Source organism: Aquabacter albus (assembly GCF_040049275.1).
Lineage (GTDB): Bacteria > Pseudomonadota > Alphaproteobacteria > Rhizobiales > Xanthobacteraceae > Aquabacter.
The window spans coordinates 147,080-162,794 of the sequence record NZ_JBDZDT010000001.1 but is presented as its reverse complement, the minus strand read 5'-3'; the positions used below and the strand labels follow the sequence as shown (position 1 = coordinate 162,794).

Here is a 15,715-nt window from a genome sequence, read left to right as displayed (position 1 = left end):
GTGGCGGCGACCCTTTCTGAACTGCGCGCCGCCCTGGATGCGGGGCGCGCCACCTCCACCGGCCTCACTGAGGTCGCGCTGGAGCGCGCCACCGATCCGGCGGGTGAAGGCGCGCGTGTCTTCACCCGGCTTTATGGAGATAAAGCCCGCGCGGCGGCGCAGGTCTCCGACACGCTGATCAAGGCGGGTTCTCCGCGCTCGCCCGTCGAGGGCCTGCCGGTTTCCATCAAGGACCTGTTCGACGTCGCGGGCGAGACCACCCTTGCCGGTTCCGTCGCCCGCGACGGCGCCGCTCCCGCGTCGGCGCATTCGCAAGTGGTGAGGCGCCTCCTGGCGGCGGGCGCTGTGCTGGTGGGCCGCACCAACATGACCGAGTTCGCCTTTTCCGGCCTCGGCCTCAATCCCCATTATGGCACGCCGCTCAATGCGTTCGACCGGGCCACGGGACGTATTCCCGGCGGCTCGTCCTCCGGCGCGGGGGTGTCGGTGACGGACGGCATGGCCGCCGCCGCCATCGGCACGGATACTGGCGGTTCGGTGCGCATTCCCGCCGCCCTCTGTGGTCTCACGGGCTTCAAGCCGACGGCCCGGCGCGTCCCCCTCCAAGGCGTGCTGCCGCTCTCCACCAGCCTCGATTCTATCGGCCCCCTGGCACCGAGCGTCGCGTGCTGCGCGCTGCTCGATGCCGTCCTTTCGGGGGAAGGCGAAGACATCCCGCCGCCGGCGATGCTCGCGGGCCTGAGATTAGCGGCGCCCACGACTGTGGTGCTGGACGGCATGGACGCGAGCGTTGCCGCAGCTTTCCAGAAGGCGCTCGGCATCCTTTCCAGTGCCGGCGCGAAGATCACCGAGATCGCATTGCCGGAATTTGCCGCGCTTGCCACCATCAATGCCAAGGGCGGCCTTGCCGCTGCGGAGGCGTGGCACTGGCATCGTTCCCTGATCGAGCGCGAAGGTTCGCGCTACGATCCGCGCGTGCTGGTCCGCATGATGCGCGGCCGCGATATATCCGCCGCCGACTATATCGACGTGCTGGAGGCCCGCAGGGCCTGGATTTCGGCGGTGGAGGCGCGGCTCATGCCGTTCGACGCGGCGGTCCTGCCGACCGTGCCCGTCATCGCTCCGGTGCTGAAGGAACTGGAACGCGACGAAGCGGCCTATTCCGCCGCCAATGCGCTGATCCTGCGCAATCCCACCTTCATCAACTTCCTGGACGGCTGTGCGCTCTCCGTTCCCTGCCATGCGCCTGATACGGCCCCCGTGGGGCTGATGATCGCCGCCGGGGCAGGGCATGACCGCTCGCTGCTGGCCATCGGGCAGGCTGTGGAGGCCGCGCTTCAAGCGTCCCTGCGTGCCTGAAGCAATCGGTTGCGCCGCGTGGCAGTTGAGGGGACCTTCGCCAGTCTTTAGGGTGGCTGCTCGCCCCTTGCGCGGGGAGACGTGAGATCGAGACGGCGCCTGGAGCACACGGACGACATGACCCGCTGGGTGCCTGCGTGCCGCACCGATGCCTTCAAGGGCAAGCAGATCGTCGCGGCGACGGTCGAGGGCGTTCAGCTGATCATCATCCGGGATGGGGAGCGGCTGGTCGCCGCCGAGCGGGCCTGTCCGCATGAGGCGGCAGATCTCGCTGACGGGCGGTGCTCGGACGGGAAACTGCTCTGTCCCCGCCATCTGGCCTGGTTCGATCTCAATAACGGAACCGCCGCCGGCTGGTTGTTCCGGCCCCTGCGCCTGTATGATGCGCGGCAGGTGGGCGACGAGGTACAGGTCGACCTTGCCGGGCTGGTCGCTTCGTGAGGCAGCGCTGCCGTCACCGCGTGGTGCGAGGCCTCACGCCATTGTGCAGACGCCCTGGCAGCTTTGAAAAATGCCGGTGAACTTTCGCTAATCCATTGAAACATAGATAGTTCTTTCCGGCCCGCCTGAGTCCGCCCTGCCAGGGGCCGGGGCAAAGCGCCATTGCCGCACCGCGAAAAACACGCATCCTTACGTTAGGCAACATGACCCTGCTCCCTATCGGAGATGTGCGTGATTTCGACAGCGGCAGGCGCGCGACGAACGTCCCGGAGCGGGGCACTGGCATGGTGGGCGGTCGGCGCGATCGCGGCCGCCGCGCTCCTTGCGCCTGCGCGCGCTCAGGCAGCGGAGAGCGCGGCGCAGAGCAGCCCCCGCGCCACGGTCACCCTCATCAGCGATGCGGACAGCGTCGCGCCCGGCTCGACCTTCCGCATCGGCTTGCGCCAGAAGCTGGCGCCCCACTGGCACACCTATTGGAAGAATCCGGGTGATGCGGGCGCCCCGCCGGAGATCAGGCTGGCTCTGCCGGATGGTGCGCAGGCCGGCGAGATCCAATGGCCGGGGCCCGACCGCTTCTCCGTCGGCCCGGTGATGAGCTTCGGCTATGAGCGCGAGGTGGTCTTCCCCATCACGGTGACGGTGCCCGGCTCGGCCGCACCGGGGCAGACCTTCACCGTTGCCGCCGAGGCGGACTGGCTGGTCTGCGAGAAGGAGTGCATTCCCGAAGCCGGACGCTTCAGCCTCGACCTTCCGATTTCCGCCATCCCGTCTCCCGCCGGCCCGGACGTGGCGGCGGCGTTTGCCGCCTCCGATATGCGACAGCCCCGGCCGAGCCCCTGGACCGCGCGGCTGGCGGCTGAGGGTGCCGCGCTCGCCTTGACGGTCGAGGGCAAGGACATCCTGCCATCATCGGTCCGGGGCGCCTTCTTCTATCCCGCGGAATGGGGCGTCCTCACCCATGCCGCCCCCCAGCAGCTCACCGTGGATGAGGGCCGGCTCACGCTGGCCATGGAGAAGGGCCAGACATTCAGTCCCGGCGGTGCTGTGTCCGGCCTCCTCGCTGTCACCGATGGTGGCGGCGAGACGCGATGGTTCGAGATCGCTGCTCCGGCCGATGCGGCCGCCCCCAGCCCACGGCAGGCATCGGGCGTGCCCATGGGCAGCGGAGAGAGCCTGTCTCTCCTTCAGGCGGCGATGTTCGCCTTTCTCGGCGGTCTCATCCTCAACCTGATGCCATGCGTGTTCCCGGTCCTCGCCATCAAGGCAACGTCCATCGCGCGGCTTTCCAGCGGCAGCCTGCGGGACATCCGCCTGTCCGGCCTCTTCTACACGCTCGGCGTGCTGGTGGCCTTCGTGGCGCTGGCCGGCGCGCTGCTCGCGGTGCGGGCCGCCGGCAGTGCGGTGGGTTGGGGCTTCCAGTTCCAGAGCCCCATCTTCGTTGCAGCCATGAGCTGGCTCATGCTCGCCATCGGCCTCAATCTTTCCGGCGTGTATGAGATCGGCCTGTCCATGGCGGGCATGGGGCAGGGTCTCGCCGGGAAGCCGGGCCATGGCGGCAGTTTCTTCACCGGGCTGCTGGCGGTAGTGGTGGCGACGCCCTGCACGGCGCCCTTCATGGGCGCGGCCATCGGCACCGCGCTCTCTGCGCCGCCCGCCGTCTGCCTCGCTTTGTTCGCCGCCATGGGCCTTGGCCTTGCGGCGCCCTATGGGCTGCTGGCGCTCTTTCCCGGCCTTGCGCGGCTCCTGCCGCGCCCCGGTCTGTGGATGGTGCGCCTGCGGCAGGCCATGGCCTTCCTCATGTATGCCTCCGCCGCCTGGCTGGTCTGGGTGCTGGCGCGGCAGGCGGGAGATTTCGGCGTCATGATCGCGCTCTCGGGCGCGCTCCTCGTGGCGCTTGCCGCCTGGATCTACGGCATCGCCCAGCATGGAAGCGGTCGGGGTTTCATTCCGCGCGGCCTTGCCATGGCGGCCATCATTGGAACGCTGGCGCTGCTGCCGCAGCTTCGGGCCGTCGCCGCGCCGGAGGCCGGGGCAGCCTCCTCCGGGGCTGAGCCTTTCGACGATGGGCGCCTCGCCGCGCTGCGGCGGGAGGGCAAGCCGGTGTTCGTGAACATGACCGCCGCCTGGTGCATCACCTGCCTCGTGAACGAGCGCACGGCCCTGTCCACCACCGCCGTCAAAAAGGCGTTCGAGGTGAATGACGTCACCTATCTGAAGGGCGACTGGACGAACCAGGATCCGCGGATCACCGCCTTCCTGCGCAGCTTCAATCGCGACGGCCTTCCCTTCTACGCCCTTTACCCCGCAGGGGGCGGCGAGCCGGTTGTGCTCCCCCCTGTGCTCACCGAGGCCATGCTGGTGGAGGAAATCCAGCGCGCCACGAACTGAAACCGCACGTCCCGAAACAGCACATGGGAGAAGACGAATGACGAAGACCCGCTTTCCTCTCGACCTCCTCCGCCTCGACCGCAGGACGTTCCTTGCCGGCGGTGCGGCGGGCCTTGCCGCCGGATCGCTCCTGTTGGGGGCCGCCCCCGCCTTCGCGGCGCCGCAGGTCGGCCAGCCGGCGCCGGATTTCTCGGTGGTGGACAGCAACGGGAAGGTGCAGAGCCTGTCGGCGCTGAAGGGCAAGCTCGTCGTCCTGGAATGGACGAACCATGACTGTCCTTACGTGCGCAAGCATTACGGCGCGCAGAACATGCAGAAGCTGCAGAACGAGGCGAAGGCCGCCGGGGCGGTCTGGCTCACCGTCATCTCCTCCGCCCCCGGCGAGCAGGGCCATGTGGACGGCGCCAAGGCCAACAGCCTCTCCCAGGAGCGCAAGGCGACGCCCACTGCCGTGCTGCTGGACGCCGACGGCAAGATGGGCCGCGCCTATGGGGCGCAGACCACGCCGCACATGTACATCATCGGCGCGGACGGCAAGCTGCTCTATATGGGCGGCATCGATTCCATCGCCTCCACGCGGGTGGAGGACATCGAGAAGGCGAAGCCCTATTTCCGGGACGCGCTCCAGGCGGCCCTGAAGGGCGAGCAGGTCGCCACGGCCGTCACCCGGCCCTATGGGTGCAGCGTCAAATATGTCGGAAGCTGAGCGGGCATTTCGCTCTTGGCATTGACGGGCCGCCGTTTCGGCAGCCCGTCACCACCGTCTTCATGTCGGCCGCGCGCGGCCGGCGTGTCAGGGCGCCTGGAGAACGCCCGGCGTGCCGTCGGTATGGAGCGGCGCGCCCGTCACGGCCTGGAGCCCGGCGAGGTCGAGCCCGTCGACGATCTCCAGCACCACGAAATGTCCGTCCCGGATGTCCACCACCGCAAGGTCGGTGAAGACGCGGCTCACCACGCCAGCCCCGGTGAGGGCATAGGAGCACGCATCCACCAGCTTGGGCTTGCCGTCGCGGGTGGTGTGCTCGGTCAGCACGAACACCTGCTTCACGCCGCTGACGAGGTCCATGGCGCCGCCCACCGCCGGCACGGCGTCTTCGCCGGCCTGCCAGTTGGCGAGGTCGCCATTCTGCGCCACCTGGAACGCGCCGAGGATGGAGAGGTCGAGATGCCCGCCCCGGATCATGGCGAAGCTGTCCGAATGGTGGAACAGCGCCGCGCCGGGCAGCAGGGTCACCGGCTTCTTGCCGGCATTGACGAGGTCGGGGTCTTCCTCGCCGGCCGGGGGCCGCTCGCCGAAGCCGAGGAGGCCGTTCTCGGTGTGATAGGTCACGTGCCGGCCGGGGGGCACGCAGCGCGCCACCAGCTCGGGCAGGCCGATGCCGAGATTGACGTAGCTGCCGTCGGCGATGTCCTGGGCGGCGCGCCACGCCATCTGCTGGCGGGTGAGCTTCTTCACCTTCGTATCGATGCTCATGGGTAGCGCACTCCTTCGGCCACGAGGCGCTCCTCCTGCGCGGGAGCGCGCACTTCCACCAGACGGTTCACGAAGATGCCGGGGGTGACCACGGCCTCCGGATCGATCCCGCCGGGCTCCACGATCTCGCTCGCCTGGACGATGGTGGTGGCGGCTGCCATGCACATGAGCGGCGCGAAGTTCCGCGCGGTCATGTTGTAGAGGAGGTTGCCGTAGGCGTCCGCCCGGCGCGCCTTCACCAGGGCGTAATCGGCCTTCAGCCAACGCTCCATCACATAGCGCTGGCCGTCGAACTCGCGTTCTTCCTTACCCTTGGCAAGCGGCGTGCCCACCGACGTGCGGGTGAAGAAGGCCGGAATGCCGGCACCACCCGCGCGGATGCGCTCGGCGAGCGTGCCCTGGGGCACCAGCTCGAGCTGGAGGGCGCCTTCGGCATACAGCTCCTGGAAGACGCTGGAATCGGCGGAGCGCGGGAAGGAGCAGATCATCTTGCGCACGCGCCGCTCGCGAATGAGCGCCGCAAGGCCCACGGCTCCGTTGCCGGCATTGTTGTTCACGACGGTGAGCTCTCGCGCACCCTGATCGATCAGCGCATGGACGAGCTCCACGGGCGCACCCGCGCCGCCGAAGCCGCCGATCATGATCGTTGCGCCATCGGGAATATCCGCGACGGCGCCGGCCAGGTCGTAGACCGGTTTCCTCATCGTTTCCTCACCCTACCCGAGCCGCGCCGCCGGAGGCCCCGGCGGTCCAGGCTCTTCAGCCGGTTCCCACGCCGCCGCAGCTGAGCCGATGGCAGCATCGATCCGCAGCATCCGTTCCCGGCCAAGGGCTTTGGAGAGCCCGTGGCGAGGTCCGGGGATGCCCGGTCCGTGCCGGCATAGACGATTTCTCCCGCTTCGCCCACCTGCCCGCGCAAGGAACCGGCCTCCCGGCGCGTCCTTCAGCGGGCAGAGCCCGGGCGCCCCTTCAATCGGGCACGCCTGTGGTGCGGTTGCCCAGCTCGTCAACCAGCACCCGGACGTTCTCGCTGTAATCGATGGGCACGGCGACGAGGTGCACCCCGCCCGCCTGGAAGCACGCCTCGAGGGTGGGGACGAGATCCGCGGTGGCGCCGACGCGGTGCCCTTCGGCACCATAGGCGCGCGCATAGGTGACGAAATCGGGGTTGCCGAAGGTCATGCCGAAATCGGGGAATTGGTCCACCGCCTGCTTCCACCGGATCATGCCGTAGGCCGAATCCTCGATGATCAGGACCACCAGATCGAGGCCGAGCCGCACAGCCGTTTCAAGCTCCTGGCTGTTCATCATGAACCCGCCGTCGCCGCACACGGCCAGCACCCGGCGCTCCGGGTGGACGAGCTTTGCGGCGATCGCCGAGGGCAGGCCGGCGCCCATGGTGGCGAGGGCATTGTCCAGCAGCAGGGTGTTGGCGATGCGCGTGCGGTAGTTCCGCGCAAACCAGATCTTGTACATGCCGTTGTCGAGGCAGACGGTGCCGTCCTCGGGCATGACGTGGCGGATGTCGTGCACGAGGCGCTGCGGCGTCACCGGGAAGGCGCCATCCTCCGCCCTTTCATTAATGTGCGCCAGAATCTCGCGGCGCAGAGCGAACATGCCTTCGTCCGGCTTCAGCTTGCCGTCGAGACGGTCCGCCAGCGCCGTGACGCTGGCCCCGATATCGCCGATGAGCTCGGCATCGGGATAGAACACCTCTTCCACATTGGCGGAGACGTAGCCGATATGGATGACCTTCCGGCCGCCCAGGGCGCGCCCCATGAGAAAGGGCGGCTTTTCCACCGTGTCGTGGCCGATGGCGATGATAAGGTCCGCGCAGTCGATGGCGTCATGGACATAGTCGCGCTCCGACAGCGCGGCCGTGCCCAGATAGAGGTCCGAGCCCCCGGTGACGGCCCCCTTGCCCATCTGGGTGTTGAAGAAGGGGATGCCCATCCTGTGGACGAAATCGGACAGGGGCTCGATCAGGCGCGGCCGGTTGCCTGCGGCGCCGATCATGATCAGCGGGCATTTCGCCTCCAGCATCATGCGGGCCACGCGCTCAAGGGCGACGGGGGAGGCAACCGGGCGGTCGATGGGGTGCGGGGGCACCAGGGCGGCGTCTGCCTCTTCGGCGGCGATATCCTCCGGAAGCTCCAGATGCACCGGCCCCGGGCGCTCTTCCACGGCGATGCGGAACGCGTCGCGGACGATGGTGGGAATGGAGGAGGCCGACACGATCTGGCGCGTCATCTTCGTCAGCGGCCGCATGGCGCCCACGATGTCGACGATCTGGAAGCGCGCCTGCCGCGCGCTCTTGATGGCCTTCTGGCCGGTGATCATCAGCATGGGCATGGCGCCGAGATGCGCATAGGCCGCGCCGGTGGAGAAATTCAGCGCGCCCGGTCCCAAAGTGGACAGGCAGACGCCCGGCCGCCCCGTCAATCGGCCCTGGGTCGCCGCCATGAAGGCGGCGGCCTGTTCGTGCCGGGTGAGCACGAGCTCGATCTTCGACGTGCGAAGGGATTCGACCACATCGAGATTTTCTTCGCCGGGGATGCCGAAGATCCGGTCGACCCCTTCATTTTCCAGCGCCGCAACGAGAAGATCGGAGCCCTTTGTCATGTTTTCGTTCCTGTCTTCGCGTTTCCCGCCTCAACCATCCAGGAGGGCGGCGAATTCCGGATGACGGCTCGCATAGGCCGCCATGAAGGGACATTTGGCGATCGCCCGCCGCCCGCTGGCGTGGATCTTCTCGAACACGCCTTTCGCCAGTTTGGAGCCGATGCCCTGGCCGGACAGGGCCTGGGGGACTTCCGTATGCGTCAGGACCACCCGGCCGTCCTCGATCACGTAATAGGCGACGGCAATTTCGTCTCCCACGGGCATTTCGAAACGGCTTTCAGCGGGATTGTCGATGACTTCGCCGCCCATCTCGTTCGTCCTCCGTGCGCTGACCGTGCCGGCGGGCGAGCGCTCCTCGCCCCGTGCACGTGTCACATCTCCAGCGCCATTCTTATGGAGCGGATTGGGGGACTGCAAAAGCAATCGGGAGAAATATACGGGCCGCCAGTGCGATATCGTGCTGGGTGTTCCGCGGCAGGCTTCGCGGCGGCAATTGTTTCACGAGGGTTTGGAAGCGGCGGAGAGGTGCATTACGGATGACGCAGCGTTCCGCACGCTACATTCACGCCGATATAGCGTATGGCCCCTAGCGGCCATTCCTTTTCTCGGCTTCCACCAGCCGCTTGAAATCCGACATGCGCACGAGCTTGAACGGCCGGAAGGAGGTCAGCCAATGATCCACCTCCGCCAGAGCACCCGGCACCACGGAGAGGGCCTGTGATCTCCCGCGCTTTTCCTGAATCAAGGCTGCATCCTGCAAAACCTTGACGTGCGTGCGGATACCCTCCTCGCTTTCCCTGAGACGGGAGGCGATCTGTGGGGCCGACATGTCGTCGAGGCGCAGCAAATCGAGGATGGCGCGGCGCGTGGGGTGGGCGATGGCGTGGAAGGCGTCGGTGCTTTCGGCCTCACCATTGGTCTGCATGGGCTTTCCGCTGCATAGGAAGGGCGCGAGCCAACGCTCGATGGGTGCGGTCAGTGTTATATCCAAATGAATATAACGCAAGATGCTTTGACATGAGCCATGCCTAGGAGGGAGCCCGTGCCGGCGGCGGCCTCAGGGCGTGGGATACGGCTTTCCCGCAACGAAGCGGTGGAAGCCGATGCCCATCAGGACGATGGTCAGCGCGCCTGTGAGCACGGGAAAGATGAGGAACGACCAGGGCGCGGCCACCATCATCACCACGATGGGATCGGCGCCTGCCGGCGGATGAAGCGTTCCGGTCAGCGACATGGCGGCGATGGCGAGGCCCACGCCCAGCGCGAAGCCGAGCGGCGTGGCGCCCAGCAGATGGAGCACGCAAAGCCCCATGGCCGTGGAGATGAGGTGCCCGCCAATGACGTTGCGCGGCTGGGCGAGCGGGCTCTGCGGGAGGGCGAAGACAAGGACGCAGCTCGCGCCGAAAGGGGCGATCAGGAGAAGCGTCCCAACACCGGCTTCCGCCATGGCCAGAGCGAGGATGGTGACGAAGCCGCCGAGCCCGGCGAGCGCCGCCTGGGCCCAACGGGCCGCGGGCAGGCTGAAGCGGGGAGGGGCCTTGCGGGGCGCGACTTCGCGCGCGGCGTCGCGCGACGACATCGCGGCACTCCTTATGGTGCGGGGAGGGGTTGAAAAGGAAAATGGCGGCGCCGAAGTGGCGCCGCCATAGGGGGAAAGCCTCAGACGGCCTTCTTGAACTTTGCGGCCTCTTCGGAGCCGCCGGTGGCGTTGCCGGCGCTGTAGGAATGGGCGCCGACGCCCGCGAGCTTGCCGCCCTCGACGATGAGATACTCATCGCGGATGGGCCGCCCCTCGAAGAAGCATTCCAGGATCTCGCGCGTGCCCGCCGCATAGCGCGTCTGGGCGGAGAGCGAGGTGCCGGAGATGTGGGGGGTCATGCCGTGGTGCGGCATGGTCCGCCAGGGGTGGTCTTGCGGGGCGGGCTGCGGGAACCACACGTCGCCCGCATAGCCGGCGAGCTGGCCGCTCTCCAGCGCCCGGGCGATGGCGTCGCGGTCGCACAGTTTTCCGCGCGCAGTATTTACGAGGTAAGCGCCGCGCTTGAACAGCTTCAGCGTGTCCTCGTTGATCATGTGCTCCGTCTCGGGATGGAGCGGGCAGTTCAGCGTGACCACGTCGCAGACCTTGTACATGTCCTCGCGCGTCTCATGCCAGGTGAGGTTCAGTTCTTTCTCCACCTCGGCCGGCAGGCGATGGCGGTCGGTGTAGTGCAGGTGCATGTCGAACGGCTTCAGGCGGCGCAGCACCGCAAGGCCGATGCGGCCGGCGGCGACCGTGCCCACATGCATGCCCTCCACGTCATAGGAGCGGGCGACGCAGTCGGCGATGTTCCAGCCGCCCTTCACCACCCACTGATAGGAGGGGATGTAGTTGCGCACGAGGCCGAGGATCATCATCACCACGTGCTCGGCGACGCTGATGGAGTTGCAGTAGGTGACCTCGGCGACCGTGATGTTGCGGTCCATGGCCGCCTGCAGGTCGGTGTGGTCCGAACCGATGCCGGCGGTGATGATCGCCTTCAGCTTGGGCGCCTTGGCGATGCGCTCGGCGGTCATGTAGGCCGGCCAGAAGGGCTGGGAGATGACGATCTCGGCGTCGTGCAGCTCGCGCTCCAGCACGCTGTCCGGGCCGTCCTTGGAGGAGGTCACGACGAGGGTGTGGCCATTCGCTTCGAGATATTTGCGCAGGCCCAGCTCGCCGGAGACGCTGCCCAGCATGGTGCCCGGCTGGAAGTCGATGCCCTTGGGCGTCGGCAGCGTCTGGCCGCCGGGATACTGGTCGATCTTGGGGAGGTCGTCGCGGGCATAGGACTTCGGATAGCCGTCGACCGGATCGTCATAAAGAACGCAGACCACCTTGGCCATGGTTTCCTCCTGTTGCATTGAATCGGGCGCGCAGACCCCTTCGGCCGCTTGGGGCGGCCTTTCCGGGGAGCGATAGGCGCGGGCGATGGGCCTGAGGCCACGACCGCTGCGCGTCGGGTCCGGCTGAGAGGCGTGAGCTCAACGCCATGGGTCAGCCGATGACGGATATTCAACGGCTGAGGACGTCGCGCGTCCAATCGTTTGGACGCAAGAATTCATAGACGGAACGAATGACGCAGCGTCAGGTGAGGGCCGGCGCCCGGACGGAAATCGCTTCCCGGCGCGGCGCATGCCGCATCAGGGCCGTTGCCACGGGGGAGGCGGGGTCGCGGTCGGATATGACGAGGCCGACCGGCTGGGTGCGCACGGGATCGATGAGGGGCAGAACCTGCAGGCCCTCCATCTGGCCGAACACCTCAGCATGGCTCGACGGCACGATGCCGCCCCAGGCGCCCGAGCAGATGATGGACCAGACGCCTTCGAACGAATTCACCTCGATGCGCGGGTTGGAGACGATGCCCGCCTCGGCAAAGATCTGGTCGATGATGCGCCGGTTCTGCATGTCCCGCGTGAGGAGGCAGAGCGGGCAGTCGGCGGCCTCGGCCCAGGTGATGGTGTCGCGCCCGGAGAACCACGGCGCGCATGTGACGAAGGCATAGCTCTCGTCATAGAGCAGGGTGGTGCGCACGCGGCTCAGGGGCTCGTTGTCGAGATAGGTGACGCCGGCGTCGATCTCCAGCTCGTCCAGCCCGCGCTGGATGGCGGCCGACGGCATGGACTGGATCTGCACCCGCACCTGCGGATGGCGCGCGCAGAAGGCGTTCACCAGTGGCGGCAAGGCGGGCAAGGCGGCGGGAATGGCGCCGATGCGCAGCACGCCGGAGAGCCCGGCGCCGGAGCCGGAAAGCTCCTGCTTCAGCCCGTCATAGTCGGCGACGATGCGCTGCGCCCAGAGCAGCACGCGCTCGCCCTGTTCCGTGAGGCCGAGGAAGCGGTGGCCGCGGATCACCAGCGGTAGGCCCAGTTCCTCCTCCAGCTTGCGGATGCCGGAGGACAGCGTCGGCTGGGACACGTGGCAGGCATCCGCCGCGCGGCCGAAATGAGCCTCCCGTGCCACGGCGACCAAATAGTGAAGCTGGCGGACGAACATGCATGTCTCCTTGCGCGATACGTTATTCAGTTTCGGGAATAACGACAAGGCTCCAGGCTGTTTGATAGACTGGTTCCAAGGGACGCCGATTGTGAGGCAGCCCGATTCTTCACAGGTCTTGTCCCATGGCGTCCCTGAGTGTGCGCATCGATCTGACCCCGGACCTGCGGATCGGTCCGGGCAAAATCGAGCTTCTTGAGAAGATCGCAGCCTTCGGCTCCATCTCGGCCGCCGGGCGCGCCATGGACATGTCCTACCGCCGCGCCTGGGAGCTGGTGGAAGATCTCAACCACACCTTCGATACGCCGGTGGTGGCCGCCCAGACCGGCGGGCGGCGGGGCGGAGGGGCCGTACTCACGCCATTCGGCCTCACCCTCGTGACCCGCTACCGCGCCATCGAGAAGGCGGCGACGGAGGCCGCATCCTCCCACCTTGCCGCGCTGAAGCAGGAACTGGCAGCCAAATCCTCGGTCGCCGACAAGTCCTCCGCCGCCGAATAGCCGGTCGGGCATAGCGGGGCGGCGGGCGCCCAGCGCCATTTTCAATGCAGCATCTTGACAAAGTGGGGGTGTTTGCGGTCATCGTTATATCCGAAAAAGCATTACGAATGAGCCGAGCCCGTGAACACCTCCCCGGTCCTCCTGCGCCATTTCGCCGAACGGGCCGGCATGTTCCCGTCCGCGGACAAGGAGCCCGCCGAGGAGCTTGTGCTCAGCAACGGTTCCCGCCGCGAGCGCATCTGGGAGCTGTCCTCCAATCTTCACTGCTCCATCATTGGCACCTGCCTCTCCACAACCGAGCTGCGCCAGTTCTTCGTCAAGCTGAAGGACCCGCTGGCGAAGACCGCCTCCGACCACGAGGTGCACAGCCTTGCCGTGCGCGCCGCAGGGCGGCGGGACCTGCCGGGCAAGCTGCTCAACAAGATGCTGGAGAAGCGCCACGAGGTTTTTGTGCGGCGCTTTTCCAAGGCGGCGACGGTGGAGGAGGTGCGCGCCTTGTGGCGCACCTGCCTCGACAAGGGCGAGGTGCCCGGCGCCTATTGGGCGGTGCTCACCCATTCGGCCACCGATGCGGGATTGGTCCGTGAGGTGTTCGGGGACGTGCACATGCTCTCCCATCTGGTGGGCATGTCGAACCGGGCGGACATCGCCAAGCTGCGCGAGCTGGAGCGCGACCTCGGGGCGCGGGACGAGAAGATCGCCCGGCAGGAAAGCCGCCTCCAGCAGATGTCGCAGGAGCGGTCCGTGCTCCAGCGGGAGGCGGAGCAGCTGAAAGCCGACCTGAAGCGGGCCCTGGAACTGGCCGCCACCCCCGCCCCCGAGCCGGAGGCCGTCTCCGTCCTGCGGCAGCGGCTCGGCGACGAGCAGGCCCGCTCCGCCGCATTGGCGGACCGTCTCGCCGCCCGCGATCTGGCCCTGGCCGAAAGCGAGCGCCGGGCGGTCGAAGCGGAGCGGCAGGCCTCGGACCTGGAGCGGGAGATCGCCTCCCTGGAAGCCTCACTCTCCGGGCCGGCTTCTTCCTCGGATGCCACTGATGCGCCCGCGTCCCGGCTCGACGGCCGGCGCCTGCTCTATGTGGGCGGGCGGCCGAAGCATATCGAGCAATTGCGGGGGCTGGCGGAGCGCCTCGGCGGCCAACTCCTCAGCCATGATGGCGGCGTGGAGGAGACCACCACGCTCCTGCCGGGTCTCATCAGCCAGGCCGACATCGCGTTCTTCCCGGTGGATTGCGTGAGCCACCTCGCATCCACACAGGTGAAGCGGCTCTGCCGCGAGGCCGGAAAACCCTTCGTCCCGCTGCGGAGCGCCAGCCTCGCGAGTTTCGCGGCGGCGCTCGCCGACCTCACGACCCGGACGCCGCTCGCGGCCGAATGAGGCAGCGGCAGCGCGGATATATCCCCAAAGGGCCTCAGGCCCCCCGCGAGGTAAAGATGTCGACGCGCAGCACGGCCTTCGACAGCGACTGCGATATCGCAGCCCTCGTCTACACGCCCGATCAGCACCCCGACGAACTCATGGCCGCTTTTGCGGCGGACCTGAGGGCGCGGGGCGTGAACGCCGTGGGGGTGCTGCAAGGGCGCAATGCCCATCTCCCCGACGCCGCCGGCAGCGGCCTCGTCTTCATCCCCGGCGGGCGCACCCTTGCCATTGCCTGCTGCGGCAGCACCGAGCATCCCACCTCCGCCTCCTGGTCGAGCGCCCTCATCCATGCGGAGGCCTGGCTGCTGAAGGCCGCACGACGCAGGCCGGACCTTCTCCTCCTGAACCGCTTCGGCGCCGCCGAGCGCTCCGGCGGCGGCCTCCTCACGGTGATCTCGGAGGCGGTGGCGCGGGATGTGCCCGTCCTGCTTCCCGTGCCTCAGTCGCGCTTCACCGACTGGCTGAGATTCACCGAGGGGTTGTCCGTGAAGCTCGACTGCACGCGCGCTAGCCTTGATGCATGGTGGAACAGCGTTTCGCGTCCGCTTCAGCAGCAGCCGTACCCCGCGACATTTTGCGAACACAGCAAATAGGCGCTTCTGCCCACGCCTGATGGCTGTCACGTCCCCGTCCTCTCGTCATGGCATGTGAGGTATGCCAATGATCATGCGCAGGGTTTGGCGCAGGGCGGGGATTAAGACGTGCAGTTCATCGAAGCCTTCGATCTGCTCTCGCTTCTGGACACGCTTGTCAGCTTGGTCGTCGCCTTCATTCTCGGCACGGCGATCGGCGCGGAGCGGCAATATCGCCAGCGCAGCGCGGGGCTGAGGACGGTGGTCCTGGTGGCGGTGGGCGCCGCTGCCTTCGTCGATCTCAGCATGCGCCTCACCGGGCCGGAAGGCGCGGTGCGGGTGATTTCCTATGTGGTGTCGGGAATCGGCTTCCTCGGCGCCGGCGTCATCATGAAAGAGGGCATGAATGTCCGCGGGCTCAATACCGCGGCGACGCTGTGGTCCTCGGCGGCGGTCGGCGCGTGCGCCGGCACGGATCGCCTCGCGGAAGCAGCCGCGGTGACGCTGTTCATCCTCGCGGGCAACACGCTGCTGCGCCCCCTCGTCAACGCCATCAACCGCATCCCCATCGACGAGGGCGGTTCGGAAGCGGTCTATGAGGTGCGTGTGAGTGCGGAAAGCGAGAAGGTGCCGGCGATCCGCCAGAAGATGGTCGCCCAGCTCAAGAAGGCGAAGTATCCGGTGGCTCATGTTCACCTGACCGCGGGTTCCGACAATGTCACGGAGATCGTGGCGCGCTTGGTCAGCACCACGGCGAAGACCAAGGAACTGGATGCGGTGATGGAGGCCCTCCGGCTTGTGCCGGGCGTGCGCCACGCAAACTGGGAAGTAAACACAACCTATTGAGAGGGGCCTGAAGCCGCCAAGCCCTTGAAGCGGGAGCGGGGCGCGGCTACCGAAGGGGACGATTTCTAAGCCGGCCATT

General features: G+C 67.5%; 16 protein-coding genes. 8 read left to right on the top strand and 8 right to left on the bottom strand.

The genetic code is table 11. The features are described 5' to 3' along the window. The 4 genes from ABLE91_RS00660 to ABLE91_RS00645 all read left to right on the top strand — a co-directional run bounded on the left by ABLE91_RS00660 (position 1) and on the right by ABLE91_RS00645 (position 4,894). Entirely contained in the window at positions 1–1,359 is a 1,359-nt protein-coding gene (locus ABLE91_RS00660; protein WP_348927425.1) for an amidase, read from the top strand. 117 nt (positions 1,360–1,476) lie between these two features. Beyond that, positions 1,477–1,800, top strand: coding sequence for a Rieske (2Fe-2S) protein (locus ABLE91_RS00655; RefSeq protein ID WP_348927422.1), 324 nt, complete (start codon positions 1,477–1,479; stop codon positions 1,798–1,800). Between the two features lie 231 nt (positions 1,801–2,031). Continuing rightward, a complete protein-coding gene (locus ABLE91_RS00650; protein WP_348927420.1) occupies positions 2,032–4,188 on the top strand; it encodes a protein-disulfide reductase DsbD family protein in 2,157 nt (718 codons plus the stop codon). A 37-nt stretch (positions 4,189–4,225) separates the two neighbouring features. Next, on the top strand, positions 4,226–4,894 hold the full coding sequence (locus ABLE91_RS00645; RefSeq protein ID WP_348927418.1) for a redoxin domain-containing protein: 669 nt from the start codon (positions 4,226–4,228) through the stop codon (positions 4,892–4,894). An 87-nt stretch (positions 4,895–4,981) separates the two neighbouring features. On the opposite strand, the gene ABLE91_RS00640 is transcribed toward ABLE91_RS00645, so the two are convergent. The 8 genes from ABLE91_RS00640 to ABLE91_RS00605 all read right to left on the bottom strand — a co-directional run bounded on the left by ABLE91_RS00640 (position 4,982) and on the right by ABLE91_RS00605 (position 12,299). Beyond that, on the bottom strand, positions 4,982–5,662 hold the full coding sequence (locus tag ABLE91_RS00640; RefSeq protein ID WP_348927415.1) for a 3-oxoacid CoA-transferase subunit B: 681 nt from the start codon (positions 5,660–5,662) through the stop codon (positions 4,982–4,984). Then, positions 5,659–6,366, bottom strand: coding sequence for a 3-oxoacid CoA-transferase subunit A (locus tag ABLE91_RS00635; RefSeq protein ID WP_348927414.1), 708 nt, complete (start codon positions 6,364–6,366; stop codon positions 5,659–5,661). Before ABLE91_RS00635 ends, ABLE91_RS00640 begins: the two co-directional genes overlap by 4 nt. A gap of 265 nt (positions 6,367–6,631) precedes the next feature. Further along, positions 6,632–8,284 (bottom strand): acetolactate synthase large subunit, encoded by a 1,653-nt coding sequence (locus tag ABLE91_RS00630; protein WP_348927413.1) that lies wholly within the window; start codon positions 8,282–8,284, stop codon positions 6,632–6,634. Positions 8,285–8,314: 30 nt separating this feature from the next. Next, entirely contained in the window at positions 8,315–8,659 is a 345-nt protein-coding gene (locus ABLE91_RS00625; protein ID WP_348927410.1) for a GNAT family N-acetyltransferase, read from the bottom strand. A gap of 211 nt (positions 8,660–8,870) precedes the next feature. Then, positions 8,871–9,209 carry a helix-turn-helix domain-containing protein gene (locus tag ABLE91_RS00620; protein WP_348927408.1) on the bottom strand — a complete coding sequence of 113 codons (339 nt, stop codon included), beginning with the start codon at positions 9,207–9,209 and terminating at the stop codon, positions 8,871–8,873. Between the two features lie 132 nt (positions 9,210–9,341). Beyond that, positions 9,342–9,863, bottom strand: coding sequence for an HPP family protein (locus ABLE91_RS00615; protein ID WP_348927406.1), 522 nt, complete (start codon positions 9,861–9,863; stop codon positions 9,342–9,344). A gap of 80 nt (positions 9,864–9,943) precedes the next feature. After that, positions 9,944–11,149 (bottom strand): NAD-dependent formate dehydrogenase, encoded by a 1,206-nt coding sequence (locus ABLE91_RS00610; RefSeq protein ID WP_348927403.1) that lies wholly within the window; start codon positions 11,147–11,149, stop codon positions 9,944–9,946. Between the two features lie 241 nt (positions 11,150–11,390). Further along, positions 11,391–12,299 carry a LysR family transcriptional regulator gene (locus ABLE91_RS00605; RefSeq protein WP_348927400.1) on the bottom strand — a complete coding sequence of 303 codons (909 nt, stop codon included), beginning with the start codon at positions 12,297–12,299 and terminating at the stop codon, positions 11,391–11,393. A 125-nt stretch (positions 12,300–12,424) separates the two neighbouring features. On the opposite strand from ABLE91_RS00605, the gene ABLE91_RS00600 reads away from it, so the two are divergent. The 4 genes from ABLE91_RS00600 to ABLE91_RS00585 all read left to right on the top strand — a co-directional run bounded on the left by ABLE91_RS00600 (position 12,425) and on the right by ABLE91_RS00585 (position 15,636). Further along, positions 12,425–12,799: a winged helix-turn-helix domain-containing protein gene (locus ABLE91_RS00600; RefSeq protein ID WP_348927398.1), complete on the top strand. Its 375-nt coding sequence runs from the start codon at positions 12,425–12,427 to the stop codon at positions 12,797–12,799. A gap of 120 nt (positions 12,800–12,919) precedes the next feature. Next, positions 12,920–14,173, top strand: a complete 1,254-nt coding sequence (locus ABLE91_RS00595; protein WP_348927395.1) for a DUF2325 domain-containing protein — start codon at positions 12,920–12,922, stop codon at positions 14,171–14,173. A gap of 56 nt (positions 14,174–14,229) precedes the next feature. Further along, the gene (locus ABLE91_RS00590) at positions 14,230–14,811 is read left to right on the top strand and encodes a DUF2478 domain-containing protein (RefSeq protein WP_348927393.1); all 582 of its coding nucleotides are present in this window, start codon (positions 14,230–14,232) and stop codon (positions 14,809–14,811) included. Positions 14,812–14,919: 108 nt separating this feature from the next. Further along, positions 14,920–15,636 carry an MgtC/SapB family protein gene (locus ABLE91_RS00585; protein ID WP_348927391.1) on the top strand — a complete coding sequence of 239 codons (717 nt, stop codon included), beginning with the start codon at positions 14,920–14,922 and terminating at the stop codon, positions 15,634–15,636. Positions 15,637–15,715 lie beyond the last annotated feature (79 nt).